Annotated in this window: 12 protein-coding genes; 2 read left to right on the forward strand and 10 right to left on the reverse strand. The window is 71.3% G+C overall.

Annotated elements, in window-relative coordinates:
* Positions 1-371: 371 nt before the first annotated feature.
* The 6 genes from ACIRPT_RS02415 to ACIRPT_RS02440 all read right to left on the reverse strand — a co-directional run bounded on the left by ACIRPT_RS02415 (position 372) and on the right by ACIRPT_RS02440 (position 6,503).
* The gene (locus tag ACIRPT_RS02415) at positions 372-1,316 is read right to left on the reverse strand and encodes a sirohydrochlorin chelatase (protein WP_403820966.1); all 945 of its coding nucleotides are present in this window, start codon (positions 1,314-1,316) and stop codon (positions 372-374) included.
* Between the two features lie 98 nt (positions 1,317-1,414).
* Positions 1,415-2,419, reverse strand: coding sequence for an N-acetylglucosamine kinase (locus ACIRPT_RS02420; protein ID WP_403820969.1), 1,005 nt, complete (start codon positions 2,417-2,419; stop codon positions 1,415-1,417).
* On the reverse strand, positions 2,412-3,404 hold the full coding sequence (locus tag ACIRPT_RS02425) for a phospholipid scramblase-related protein (RefSeq protein WP_403820972.1): 993 nt from the start codon (positions 3,402-3,404) through the stop codon (positions 2,412-2,414). Before ACIRPT_RS02425 ends, ACIRPT_RS02420 begins: the two co-directional genes overlap by 8 nt.
* Positions 3,405-3,426: 22 nt before the next feature.
* On the reverse strand, positions 3,427-4,104 hold the full coding sequence (locus ACIRPT_RS02430; protein WP_403820975.1) for a uracil-DNA glycosylase: 678 nt from the start codon (positions 4,102-4,104) through the stop codon (positions 3,427-3,429).
* 124 nt (positions 4,105-4,228) lie between these two features.
* Complete coding sequence (locus ACIRPT_RS02435; RefSeq protein WP_403820978.1) at positions 4,229-5,314, reverse strand: WD40/YVTN/BNR-like repeat-containing protein; 1,086 nt, start codon at positions 5,312-5,314, stop codon at positions 4,229-4,231.
* A gap of 91 nt (positions 5,315-5,405) precedes the next feature.
* The gene (locus tag ACIRPT_RS02440) at positions 5,406-6,503 is read right to left on the reverse strand and encodes an NADH:flavin oxidoreductase/NADH oxidase (protein ID WP_403820980.1); all 1,098 of its coding nucleotides are present in this window, start codon (positions 6,501-6,503) and stop codon (positions 5,406-5,408) included.
* Positions 6,504-6,639: 136 nt separating this feature from the next.
* On the opposite strand from ACIRPT_RS02440, the gene ACIRPT_RS02445 reads away from it, so the two are divergent.
* The gene (locus ACIRPT_RS02445) at positions 6,640-7,011 is read left to right on the forward strand and encodes an ArsR/SmtB family transcription factor (RefSeq protein ID WP_403820982.1); all 372 of its coding nucleotides are present in this window, start codon (positions 6,640-6,642) and stop codon (positions 7,009-7,011) included.
* A 68-nt stretch (positions 7,012-7,079) separates the two neighbouring features.
* Here the strand turns inward: ACIRPT_RS02445 and ACIRPT_RS02450 are convergent, their stop codons facing one another.
* Positions 7,080-8,447 carry an FAD-dependent oxidoreductase gene (locus ACIRPT_RS02450; RefSeq protein ID WP_403820984.1) on the reverse strand — a complete coding sequence of 456 codons (1,368 nt, stop codon included), beginning with the start codon at positions 8,445-8,447 and terminating at the stop codon, positions 7,080-7,082.
* Positions 8,448-8,641: 194 nt separating this feature from the next.
* Here ACIRPT_RS02450 and ACIRPT_RS02455 point away from each other — a divergent pair, with 194 nt between their 5' ends.
* Positions 8,642-9,460 (forward strand): DUF6214 family protein, encoded by an 819-nt coding sequence (locus ACIRPT_RS02455; protein ID WP_403820987.1) that lies wholly within the window; start codon positions 8,642-8,644, stop codon positions 9,458-9,460.
* On the opposite strand, the gene ACIRPT_RS02460 is transcribed toward ACIRPT_RS02455, so the two are convergent.
* From ACIRPT_RS02460 to ACIRPT_RS02470, 3 genes are all read right to left on the reverse strand, one after another.
* Complete coding sequence (locus ACIRPT_RS02460; protein WP_403820989.1) at positions 9,445-10,143, reverse strand: TetR/AcrR family transcriptional regulator; 699 nt, start codon at positions 10,141-10,143, stop codon at positions 9,445-9,447. The genes ACIRPT_RS02455 and ACIRPT_RS02460 overlap by 16 nt on opposite strands.
* A gap of 193 nt (positions 10,144-10,336) precedes the next feature.
* On the reverse strand, positions 10,337-11,470 hold the full coding sequence (locus tag ACIRPT_RS02465) for a tyrosine-type recombinase/integrase (protein WP_403820992.1): 1,134 nt from the start codon (positions 11,468-11,470) through the stop codon (positions 10,337-10,339).
* A gap of 15 nt (positions 11,471-11,485) precedes the next feature.
* The gene (locus ACIRPT_RS02470; protein ID WP_403820995.1) at positions 11,486-11,668 is read right to left on the reverse strand and encodes a helix-turn-helix transcriptional regulator; all 183 of its coding nucleotides are present in this window, start codon (positions 11,666-11,668) and stop codon (positions 11,486-11,488) included.
* Positions 11,669-12,455 lie beyond the last annotated feature (787 nt).

Here is a 12,455-nt window from a genome sequence, read left to right on the forward strand (position 1 = left end):
TGCGCCGCTCGCCGCCCTGCCCCGCACGGAGCCACGCGAAGGGCCGCCCCGCGCACTGCGCGAGGCGGCCCTCGAAGGTCTGCCCTTGGGACGGGTCCTAGGCCGTGTCCGCAAACTCCCGCCTGGCTCGCGACGCTCCCCAGCTAACGCTGGGGGCACCCCACGCGGCGTTGTCGGCACACCCGCAGAGAACCTCCCCCACGCCTTAAGGGCGCGGGGGACCCCCATTGCGGGCGCACCTGCGCCTTGCGGTGCAGCTCGGCATCCGGAGATCGCATCGAAGAGCCGAGACGGAGCGAGCGAAGCGAGTGCAGTGCACCAGACGCCGCGAGCCCGCCCTACGGGCAACAACGGGAGTTTGCGGACACGACCTAGCGGACCGGTGCGCCCTGCTGGAGCGTGATCCCCACCGTCGCGGCATAGTTCGACAGCACCAGCCGGCCCACCGCGCCGTACGCGCCGAGCGCCTCCGCCGCCGCGCACTCCGCCTCCGCCGCGGCCGCCCCCAGCAGGCCGTCGGCGAGCTCGGGGCCGATCAGGTACGGGGCCAGCGCCAGCTGCTGCGAACCGGAGTTGCGCAGTTGCTCCGCCGTACGGGCGATGGCGCCCTCCTCGTCCAGTCCGGCCGCCAGCACCGGCACGGCCAGCCGCGCCGAGAGCAGCATGCCGGTGATCCCGGCGGCCTGCACGGCCTCCTCGCCGCCCACGGTGGCCAGGATGATGCCGTCCGCGGCGGTGGCGACGGTGAACAGGCGGGCGCGGTCGGCGCGGGCCAGACCGGCCTCGGAGAGCCGGACGTGCAGCGCTTCGGCGAGCAGCGGGTGCGGGCCGAGGACATCGGTCAGATCGGCGCCGGAGCCGCTGTTCATGATGGCTTGGCGTATCCGGCGCAGCAGCGAACTGTCCGGACCCGCCAGCAGCGGCACGACGACCGCGGCGGGCTGGTCGGCCGGCCCGTCGTGGCCGATCCGCTCCTTCTGCTCGGCGCCGGCCTGGGCCAGGACGGCCTCCAGCGCCGGGAACTCCGCGTCGCCGCCGTCGACATAGCCGATCCGGGCGTCGAGGCCGGGCAGCTCCGAGCGGGCGATGCTGGAAACCTCTTCCGCCAGGCTGCGGGAGGCGGGGGTGGGGATGCCGGGCACCGCCAGCACCAGGGCGGGTGCGCCCTCGGGTGCGGCGAGCGGCTCCGGCTTGCGGTGGCGGCCGGATTGCCGTGCGCGCGGCATTCGTACGGGCAGGCCGGGTGCGGCCCCCGGGCTCGGGGATTCGGCGTCAAAATAGGGCGAGCCAGGTGCGGGCCCAGTGGGGGAACTCATGGCGCCGCATGCTAACGCCTCGGACCCCTCCCGCGCGGAGGGAGGGTTCGACGACGAGGTATCCGTCCCGATTTATCCCGCGCGTCATGGTGGCTGCATCACCCCATAGGGCGTGTGATCTGCAACAACTTCGGGTCGACGGGGAGTTTCAGGCGGTCTTCCGACAGCGCCGCGGCGATGGCCAGAGCGCCGTCCAGGGGGCTGCCGCCGGCCGTCTCGCGGCGGGCGTGCGGAAGCCGTCCGGCGAGTGCCGTACGCACCGGGGCCAGCAGTGGCTCGCCCATCCGGAACAGGCCGCCGGTCAGCGCCACCACGGGGTGGCCGCCCGGTGGGCAGACCGCGGCCGCGGCATCGGCGATATGGCGCGCGGCGTCCGCCAGGATGCCGGCGGCCACCGGGTCGGCGTCGGCGGCGCAGCGGGCCACCTCCGGCGCGAACGAGGCCAGTACGGCGGGACGGTCCGGGCGTGGATAGAGCGCACCGGGCAGCCCGGTGACCGGCCCGAACTCCGCCTCCGCGCACGCCAGAAGAGCGCGCGAGCCGCCCGGCCGGCCGTCGTGCGCGCGCATCGCCGCCTCCAGTCCGGCGCGGCCGATCCAGGCGCCACCGCCGCAGTCGCCCAGCAGATGGCCCCAGCCGTCGGCGCGGCGCCAGCCGCCCGCCGCCGTCAGGTCCGTTCCCATCGCGATCATGCCGGTGCCCGCGGCGACCACGGCGCCCGGCCGCTGGCCCAGCGCCCCGGCGTACGCGGTGACCGCGTCGGCCGCCAGCGCCAGGTGGTGCGCCCCGAACGCCTCGGTCAGCGCGGCGGGCAGCCGGGCGCGCAGATCGTCGCCCAGCGTGGCCATCCCCGCCGCGCCCACACAGATCGCGGCGAGGCCGTCCGCGCCCGCCTCGTCCAGCAACTCCTGGGCGACGGGCACCAGTTGGGAGAGCAAATGGGTCGCGTCGATGCCGACGGCGCCGGTGCGGACCGGTTCCTGCGAGGCGCGGGCGGCCGGCGGATGGAGCGGGTGTCCGACCTCGGCGAGGGCGATCCGCAGTCCCGAGCCGCCCGAGTCGACTCCGAGGACGTACGGGCCGCGCCGAGGCGGCTCAGCCAAGGCCGCGGGCGTCCTGCTTGAGTGCGGTGTCGACGGTCAGTGCCGTGGCGACGACCAGGCTCAGCAGGGGGTCGGGGAGTTGGCGGTGGATCTGCAGGACGTAGTTGTCCGCGGTGGTGAACATCGTCTTGGCCAGCCCTTCCCAGGTCTTGGTGATCCGGGCGACCTCGGTGTCGGTGTGGTCCACGATGGCGAAGTTCCAGGCGCGCCAGTTCTCGGCCTTGATGGCGCCGATCTGCTGGCCGTTGACCATGATCGAGAAGTTGATCTTCCCGATGGCGTTCTGCTGCACGATCTCGCCGACCGGCTGCCCGTCCGGCCGCTGCACCAGCACCTTGGACTTGATGATCTTCGCGGGCCGGGTCAGCATCAGCTGCGGCTGTCCGTACGCGTCGCGGATCTCCAGCTTGTGGGTCATGTACTGATCGAGGCTGGAGACGACCCGCAGCACCTTCTTGGCCGTGCTCTGGCCCACCTGGACGACCGTGCCGAGGGTGTTGCCGTGCTGGTCGAAGACGCCGTATTCGTTGGTGACCTCGATCAGCTTGGCCTTCTGGTTGACCACCAGCACCGGCTCCGTGAACAGGCCCCCGCCGCCGGGCCCGGCGGGCGCCGCGCAGGCCTGCGGTCCGCCCGGATACGGGGCCTGGCCCGGCTGCTGCTGCGACGGCGCGTACTGCTGGGGCATCGGCTGCGCGGCGGGCTGCTGGGGGGCGGCCTGCTGCGGGGTGTGCGCGGGCTGCTGGGGCGCCTGCTTCTGGAGGGTCCCCGGCGGTGCGGTCCGGGCCGTCGGCTGGGCTTGCTGCGCGGGCTGCGGTGGCGCCGGATGCGGTGTCTGAGCCTGGGCCTGGGTCTGGGCCGGTGGCTGTGGCTGGTGTCCCGGGTGGGTGTGCCCGGTCCACTGGGAGCCGTCCCACCAGCGCAGTTGCTGGGGGGCGCCCTGCGGGTCGGCATACCAACCCGCAGGGATGTTCGCGTTCGTCATGCGGGAACGATATCGCCCGGCATCACGGCAGCCTCCAGTCCACCGGCTGCGCCCCCTGCCGCGCCAGAAGATCATTCACCCGGCTGAAGGGCCGCGAGCCGAAGAAGCCCCGGTCGGCGGACATGGGGGAGGGGTGCGCCGATTCGACGGCCGGCAGATCGCCGAGCAGCGGCCGCAGATTGCGCGCATCGCGGCCCCACAGCACCGACACCAGCGGGGCGCCGCGCGCCACCAGCGCGCGGATCGCCTGCTCGGTGATCGCCTCCCAGCCCTTGCCGCGGTGCGCGGCGGGCTTGCGGGGCGCCGTCGTCAGGGCCCTGTTCAGCAGCAGTACGCCCTGTTCGGTCCAGGGCGTGAGGTCACCGTTGGACGGCCGGGGCAGGCCGAGGTCGGAGTGCAGCTCGCGGAAGATGTTCTCCAGGCTCCCCGGCAGCGGGCGCACTTCCGGCGCCACGGAGAAGCTCAGCCCGACCGCATGCCCCGGCGTGGGGTAGGGGTCCTGGCCGACGATGAGAACCCGCACCTCCTCGAAGGGCTGTTGGAAGGCGCGCAGCACATTGCTGCCGGCCGGAAGGTACGTACGTCCCGCGGCGATCTCCGCCCGCAGGAAGTCGCCCATCGCGGCGATCTGTCCGGCGACGGGCTCAAGTGCCTTGGCCCAGCCCGGTTCGACGATGTCATGAAGAGGTCGTGCAGCCACGCGATCACCCTACTGGCCGAACACCGCTCCCCTTCAATCCCTGGCCGATCCATGGCCAATGCCCGGCCGGCTCCGCGGCCGGTCCCCGGCCAAGCTGCCTACCGCGCCTCCGGGACGCCCGCGCTCATCCCACGGCGGCCGCCCGTACACACAGCACATCCGGCAGATGGGCGGCGAGCTGCCGCCAGCTGTCGCCGTCGTCCGCGCTCGCGTACACCTCGCCGTTGCGGTTGCCGAAGTAGACGCCCGCGGGATCGGCGTCGTCGACGCAGAGCGCGTCCCTGAGCACCGTGCCGTAGTGGTCCTCCTGGGGCAGTCCGGAGCTCAGCGGCTCCCAGCTGCCGCCGGCGTCGGCCGTGCGGTAGACCCGGCAGCGGTGGTCGGCCGGCACCCGGTCGATATCGGCGGTGATGGGGAAGAGATAGGCGACATCGCCCGTGCGCGGATGCGCGGCCACCGCGAAGCCGAAGTCGGAGGGCAGCCCGCCGCCGATGTCGGTCCACTTGGCCCCCGCGTCATCGCTGCGATAGACGCCCCAGTGGTTCTGCAGATAGAGCCGGTCGCGGTCCACCGGGTCCTGTGCGATTTTGTGGACGCACTGGCCGAATTCGGGGTGCTGGTCCGGCAGGAAGACCGCCTTGACGCCGTTGTTCGACGGCGCCCAGCTCGCGCCGCCGTCGAGCGTGCGGAACACCCCGGCCGTCGAGACCGCGACCGTCACCGCGGCGGCGTCCCGCGGGTCGGTGATCACCGTATGGACGGCCAGCCCGCCCCCGCCCGGCACCCAGCTCTCCCGGCTGGGGTGGTCCCACAGCGGCCGCACCAGCTCGAACGTCTCCCCGCCGTCCTCCGACCGGAACAGCCCGCCGGGCTCCGTGCCGGCGTACACCACGTCGGGGGCGGCGGGACCGGCCGGATGCAGCTGCCACACCCGCTCCAGCGAAGTCCCGGTGTACGGCGGGTACTTGACCGCCGGGCGCGGCGGCTCCCGCCAGCTCTCGCCCAGGTCGTCGGAGTGGAACACCGAGGGACCCCAGTGTGCGCTGTCGGCTCCGGCCAGCAGTCTGGGTGTTCCGCGCCGGGTGTCGATCCCGAGGGAGTACACCGCCTGCGCGGCAAAATACGGGCCGCTCAACTCCCACTCGCCGTGCCGCCGTCGGCCGAGGAAGAGGCCTTTGCGGGTGCCCACCGCGAGGAGTACGTCAGTCATGTCGAAGCACCTCCGAAACGCCGTTGTCTCAGGTAGTGGTCAGTGTGCACCCGACCACTGACAACGGCGTTCCGGAACGTATCCGTGCAGGTCAGACGGCCCGGTGGTACTGCTGCGGAGTGGCCACCTCGCCGCCCAGCTCGCGGGCCGCGTGACGCACGAAGGACGGGTTGCGCAGCAGCTCGCGGCCGAGCAGCACCACATCCGCCTGGCCGTCCGCGACGATCTTCTCGGCCTGCCGCGCCTCGGTGATCAGCCCCACGGTGCCGACCGGCAGCGCGGTCTCGCGCTTCACCCGCTCGGCGAACGGCACCTGGTACCCCGGCCCGGCGGCGATCCGGGCCCGCGGCGCATTGCCGCCCGTGGAGGTGTCCAGCAGATCCACCCCGTGCGCCAGCAGATCGGTGGCGAAGCGCACCGTCTCGTCGGCGGTCCAGCCCTCGCGCTCGTCTTCCTCGTTCTCGGTCAGCCAGTCGGTCGCCGAAATACGGAACAGCAGGGGCAGCTCCGCGGGCCACACGGCGCGCACCGCGTCCACCACCTCGAGGGCGAAGCGGGTCCGGTTCTCGTACGAGCCGCCGTATTCGTCGGTGCGGTGGTTGGTGTGCGGCGACAGGAACTGGCCGATCAGATAGCCGTGCGCGCCGTGCACCTCGACGACCTGGAAGCCGGCGTCCCGCGCCCGCCGCGCGGCGTCCGCGAACTGCCCGACGATCTCCTTTATGCGCGCGACGTCGAGCTCGTCGGGGGCCGGGTCTCCCTCGTCGAACGGCAGCGGGCTCGGCGCGAGCGTGGTCCAGCCGCCCGCCTCGGCCGTCAGCGGGCCGCCGCCGCGCCAGGTGGTGTCGGTGGACGCCTTGCGGCCGGCATGGGCGAGCTGGATTCCGGGGACGGTGCCCTGCTCCTTGAGGAAGGTGGTGATCCGGCGCAGCGCCGCCACCTGGCGGTCGTTCCAGATCCCCAGGTCGTACGGGCTGATCCGGCCCTCCGGGCTGACGGCCGTGGCCTCGGTGAGGATCAGTCCGGTGCCGCCGGCCGCCCGCGCCGCGTAGTGGGCGAAGTGCCAGTCGTTCGCGACGCCCGTGTCGGGCCCGGTGGCCGCCGCGGAGTACTGGCACATCGGCGCCATCCAGAGGCGGTTGGCAATGGTCAGGGACCGCAGGGTGATGGGCTGGAACAGCGTGCTCACGGCATTCTCCGGGGTCGGTTCGGGAGTGCTTCGGCTTGATGTTCGTACGATAGTCATCGTAGTACGGAGGATGTCAAACTACGATAGCTCTCGTACAATGGAGCCTCCGCCGACCAGCCGCACCCCAGGAGCCGTCATGACGACCGATGCGACGTCCAAGGGCGCCCCGGCCGGCTCGCGGTCGCTGGAGCACCCGGCGCGCGAGGACATCCGGCTCGCCGATGTCCTGCACGCCCTCGCCGACCCGATGCGGCTGCGGATCGTGTGCGCACTGGCCGCCGCCGAAGGTGAGCTGACCTGCGCCGACATCGAGCTGCCGGTCACCAAGTCGACCTGCACCCACCACTACCGGGTGCTGCGCGAGCACGGTGTCATCCAGCAGATCTACCGGGGCACCGCCAAGATGAACGGGCTGCGCCGGGCCGACCTGGACGCGGTCTTCCCCGGTCTGATCGACGGCGTACTGCGCGCGGCGGAACTCCAGGCCCGGCGCCTCGGCGACGGCTGACCCGCTCCCTCAAGGCATTCCCGTACGGGCTCTCGTGCGGTCCCGTACGGACTCCCTGCCGGCCGGGCTCACCCGGCCGCGCGCGCCGCGTCCAACAGTCCTTCCCAGTCCGGCAGTTTGACGGTCCCGCGACCCAGCCGGTGACCCCACTCCGCCTCCGCGGCTTCGATGGCCAGCCAGCCCTGCCAGGGGACCGGCGGCTGCCCCGCACGCGCCAGCGCCGCCGCCGGGTCGTCCGTCGTCTCGCGTTCCGCCAGCGCGGCCGCGTCCGCCAGCAACGACGCCGTGGTCTCCTTCGCGCACGGGCGGTTGGTGCCGATCACCCCGGTCGGGCCGCGTTTGATCCAGCCCGCCACATAGACACCGGGGCACGGCACGCCGTCCCGCAGCACCCGCCCCGCCAGATGCGGCACCGTCCCGCGCGTCTCGTCGAACGGCAGCCCCGCCTGCGGCGTCCCCCGGTAGCCGACCGAGCGCAGCACCAACTGCGCCTCGATGTCCTCGAATTCGCCGGTCCCGGTGACCCCGCCCCGCCCGTCCGGCGCCGTCCGCTCGAACCGGACCGCGCGCACCCCTCCGTCAGCGTCGCCGGCGATCTCGGCCGGCCGCAGGAAGAACCGCAGATGGATCCGCCGGGCGGGCACCGACCCGACCGCCCCCTTGGTGGCCGGCCGCTCCGCCCAGCCGCGCAGCACTTCGACGTTCCGCCGCCCCACGGCCGGCAGGCCGCTCGGATCGCCATACGCCGGGTCCAGCGCCAGCTCCTCGGGCCGTACGAGCACCTCCGTACCCGGCAGCGACCCCAGTTCCCGTAGCTCCTTGGTGGTGAACTTGGCCTGCGAGGGGCCGCGTCGGCCCACCATCCAGACGTCCTCGACGCGGCTGTCGGCGAGCGCGCCGAGCGCCCCCTGGGGCATGTCGGTGGTGGCCAGCTCCGCGGCGCCGCGGGCCAGGATCCGGGCCACATCGACCGCCACATTGCCCACCCCGATGACGACGGCGGAGCGGGCCGCGAGGGCGAAACGGGCGGCCGCGGCGTCCGGATGCGCGCTGTACCAGGAGACGAAATCGGTCGCGGAGTGGCTGCCGGGGAGGTCCTCGCCCGGGATGCCGAGGTGACGGTCGGTGGCGGCCCCCACGCAGAACACCACCGCGTGAAAGATCTCGTGCAGCTCCGGCAGTCCCAGCCCCGGGGTGCCCACCTCCACATTCCCCAGGAAATGCACCCGTGGGTGCTCCAGCACCGTACGCAGGTTCCCCTGCAGCGACTTGATCTTCTCGTGGTCCGGCGCGACGCCGTAGCGGACCAGGCCGTACGGGCACGGCAGCCGGTCCAGGACATAGACCTCGATGTCCGGTACGGCCTGCTGCTCGACCAGGGATTGTGCGGTGTACACGCCGCTCGGTCCTGATCCGATGACTGCGACACGAAGCACGGGTGGCCCCTTCCGCGGAGTACCCCCAGGATCGCACTGGCGTGCCCGCGACGGGAGATGAGCTATCGGGGTTGCTCCCGGTGCGATGAGCGTGCCGCGCCACTGAGGGTGATGAACAGGGAGCTACGTTTTTCCCTGTGTCGGAAAGCGACTTTTATACCGTTAATAGCCGATATAAAGCTCAGGACGTGGCCGTGGAGTGGCCCGCTTGGGAACTCCAGGGGTGCGGCTCGGCCGCGCCCGTTCCCGAGCCCACCACCCTCGGTGACCTGGGCGGACCGCTGGGGCTCGAGGACCCGCCGCCCCGGCTCGATCCGCTGGGCCCCTGGTTCAGCGCCCGGCTGACCTTCGCCAGCGGCGCCCGGATCGAGGTCCTGGTGACGGTCTCCGACGACGGCCTCACCGTCGAGGACATGCGGGCGGATCCGCCCCTGACGCTCGACGGGATGGCCACTCTGGCGCGCTGGATCGACGGCCCCCTGGACGAAGCCTGCCGGCTGGCGACGGGACGGCCGCGCAAGGGGCGGCAGGCGCTGGAGCTGTACCCGGAACCGGGGTCCGCCCCGGGAGTGGATCCCGATGCGGTGGGGGACGAGGTGATCGCGGCCCGGCGCGCGGAGGAGGCCGAGGCCGCTCCGGTGGACGCCGTCGTCCGCGGTGACGGCGTGCTCTGCGGTCCGGGGACCGGTCCCGGGGACGCCGAGCGTACGGCCGCGGCCGCGCTCGCCGCACCCGCGGCGGCCGTGTACGAGCGCACCCCCAAGCCCGCCGGTTCCACCGAGTCCGCCCGGTCCACCCGGCCCGCCGCCGCCCCGCCCGCCGTCCTCACCCGGTCGCGCACCACCGAGCGCCGCAAGCTCGCCGCGGACGCCTACCGGGCGGCGCAGCGGGACGGCCAGGACCCGGTGCTGGCCGTCATGAACGCCACCGGCCGCAACCGCCGCAGGGCGCTGCGCCTGATTGCCGGAGCCCGCGACGAAGGATTCCTGACGCCCCGTCACAACAAGCGCTGAACGGCGCCCAAGTTCACGCCCCGGCCCGCTCCGCCGCGTACGGGCCCCGCGCCGTTCCCGCCTGGCTTCCCCGGCGGCTGCTTCTGCGGCGGCGTCCCCAGCTCCCACGCCAGGCCGTACCGCTGGAACAGTTCGGCACGCATCACCGCCTGCGAAATCGGGGCCCCCGGCAGCAGCATCGGCACCACGGAACCCATCAACTGCGCCCGCAGCAGCGGATAGTCGGCGTCGGGATCCGGCGATCCGTAGGCGACGACCACCCCGCGCAGCAACTGCGCCAGCCGCTGCTGCTCGGGGCACTGGATGAATCCCTCGGCCGTCAGAATTCCGGCCATATGGGTCCGCATCAGCAGGGGATGGTCACTCGCCAGCCCGAGGATCGCGTCGATGGCGCGTGCCAGCAGCTCACCCCCGGCGTCCGGCCCGCTCGGCTGCGGCTCCCGCTCCAGCGCCGCCTGCAGCGTCAGCTGCATCAGACGGTGCACGGCCGACTGCAGCAGCTGCCGCTTGCCGGGGAAGTAGTACGAGATCAGGCCGCGGGCCGCCCCCGCGCGCTGGGCGATATCGCCGAGCGTCGTCGCCTCGAAACCGCGCTCGCCGACCAGCTCGACGGTCGCCTGGAGCAGCCGCTCCCGGGAGCGCCGCCGCAAGGCTTCATTGACCGATGCGCTCCGGGGGGACATGCTGTACTCCTGCGTTGACTGGCTGGGAGCCAGTATACTCGGCAGGCGCCGGATATCTGCCGGTCTGAGCAGGGCATCCGGGCAGGCTGCCTGATTCGGGCGACGCGGGGGATCGTCCGAATCGGGCGCTTTATGCCCTCTTACCTGGGGCTTTACCTAGGTAGCCGGGGCATCGTGCACATATCGTGCACATTCAGGGGCACTCCCCGAGGAAGTCTTCGACAGCCTCGCGAGTGCCCTGATCTTCGTCCGGGAACAGGTGCGCGTACGTGGCCATGGCGACCTCGACAGTGTCACCGAGACGCGCGGCCACGGTCTTCGGCCCGGCCTGGTGCGCGATGAGCACACTCGCGTAGGTGTGCCGCAACGTGTGCATCCCGGTCCTCTTCGGCAGCCCCGCCTTCTTCACGGCCTCCGGCCACAGAACCTTGGCGAACACGGGGCCCTTGGCGAACAACGTGTCGTCGGGATCACCGGGGTAGTCCGTCTTGTGGAGTTTCAGCGCCTTCACCACCGTCGCGCTCACAGGAACGGTCCGGTACGAGTGATCCGTCTTGGGCGGGCACACGCGCCCCTTCTGAAGCTGCTGTTCGACGACCACCTTGCCGTTGGTCAGATCGACGTGCCGCCACTCCAGCCCGAACAGCTCCCCGATCCTGAGACCAGATCCGACGGCCAGAATGATGAGCGCCCGATACTGCGCCGGAACAGCAGCGGCCAACGCCTTCACTTGCTGGGCGCTGAGAGGCTGCACCTCGGTGTGAGGTACCGGCACGAGCTTCACCCCATGGCAAGGATTGCGGGGCATGATCCCGTCTCGGACGGCGGCATTGAAGACCGCACGCACCGTCTTGAATATCGACCTGGCGGTCGACGGATGCAGACCGCGATCCTTGACGAGGCCGACACCCCACGTCTGCAACTCGGATGTCCGAATCGACCCGATGAGACGGCGCCCGAACGCCGGGTAGGCGTGCACGCGAAGCCGCGACTCGACCGTGGCAGCAGAACGGAATCGGTGAGGCTGCGCCGCACGCCACTTCTCCGCTGCCTCGCGGAACGTGATGTCGCGCTCTTCGGGGGACACCCACGTTCGCATGTCCAGCTCGACGGTTAGCGCAGCGGCGCGCTTCTCAGCTTTCGGCTTGGACGCAAAATTCTCCGCCCGCTGTTTGCCGTTGGGGTCGCGATAGCGGACCTGCCAACGGCTGCCTACCCCGTGACCGGAAGCCGCGACCAAGCGCGTGGATTTGGTGGAGTGCTGCTGGCAGGCGGGGTCGGACCCGCTGGGGTCAGTCTTGTGCCAGCGATCTATGACTTGAGCCATGGCAGGCTCGGCTTTCTACGTGGTGTCAATGGCTCTTTCTGCGAGCCATTTCTCAACTTCTGACCACTTGTAGCGGCAGTACTTGCCACCGACTTTGTGCCAGACGGGGCCCTGACCCAGATATCGCCACTGGGTCAAGGTCTTGACGGTCACGCCCAAGTACTCAGCGACTTGGCCCGGCGTGGCCAGCGGGGTCATGCAGCACTTCCCATGGCGATCACTTTGCTTCGGTCTTGGTGACACGGACACGGCGGCACACCCTTTAGGGATGCACCGCCGAGACCGGATCACCTCACTTCTTGCACCCTGTCTGCGCGGCCTCTTCAGCGGCGCATTCCTGTGCGAATTCGGGGCGGAAGCTTTCCATGCGATCACTTGCCTAGGTCGGGTGCGGTGTGGGTCCGAGGAGAGTTGCCGCTCGGGTTCCTCTCGGGTGGGCCGGCTGCCTTGGCGGCGTAGAGCAGTGGCCTCGCGGCCCGCCGTGCTCCTCACGTGCGGGTCACTCCTCGGCTTCGGGTGAGTGGTGGACCGCCGGGGATCGAACCCGGGTACCCGCGAATGGCGGTAGAGCCCCCACCAGGGGGCGGCCCTTGTATGTCTTGGTGGTGCGCGTGGACCCTCACGCGTTGCCACCAGGGGGCGCGCTACTACTCCGCACTGCCGTTTTCTTGGGGAGGGTCGGTGCCCTGTCGGTGGTGGCGACCGTCGCTGCGGCGCCGGATGAGGGGGTTCCACGTGTCCCCGGTTCGCGATTGAACTTGTCCGTTTCGCTGGACTCTGTCCTGTTCGCGCACTTCAAGATTCTGTCGAACTTGCACCTGTGTCAAGTGCTCACCGGTAGAAAGTTCAAGATTTTTTAGAAGCCTCCGTCAACTTGCACGCCGATCCACTTGAGGCTATACGCGCCTGTAAGAAATTTTCGCCATGAGGGTTGACTCAGGGCAAAGCGGACATACGGTTGTGCATACGGGGCAAGAGAGGTGAA

This window comes from Streptomyces sp. NPDC101227 (assembly GCF_044767545.1).
Taxonomy (GTDB): Bacteria; Actinomycetota; Actinomycetes; order Streptomycetales; family Streptomycetaceae; genus Streptomyces.

Bases quoted from the DNA above. Each gene is read 5' to 3' on its own strand.
- ACIRPT_RS02435 (WP_403820978.1), bottom strand. From the start codon at position 5,314: ATGACTGACGTACTCCTCGCGGTGGGCACCCGCAAAGGCCTCTTCCTC.
- ACIRPT_RS02415 (WP_403820966.1), bottom strand. From the start codon at position 1,316: ATGAGTTCCCCCACTGGGCCCGCACCTGGCTCGCCCTATTTTGACGCC.
- ACIRPT_RS02460 (WP_403820989.1), bottom strand. From the start codon at position 10,143: ATGTCCCCCCGGAGCGCATCGGTCAATGAAGCCTTGCGGCGGCGCTCC.
- ACIRPT_RS02470 (WP_403820995.1), bottom strand. From the start codon at position 11,668: ATGACCCCGCTGGCCACGCCGGGCCAAGTCGCTGAGTACTTGGGCGTG.
- ACIRPT_RS02425 (WP_403820972.1), bottom strand. From the start codon at position 3,404: ATGACGAACGCGAACATCCCTGCGGGTTGGTATGCCGACCCGCAGGGC.
- ACIRPT_RS02465 (WP_403820992.1), bottom strand. From the start codon at position 11,470: ATGGCTCAAGTCATAGATCGCTGGCACAAGACTGACCCCAGCGGGTCC.
- ACIRPT_RS02445 (WP_403820982.1), top strand. From the start codon at position 6,640: ATGACGACCGATGCGACGTCCAAGGGCGCCCCGGCCGGCTCGCGGTCG.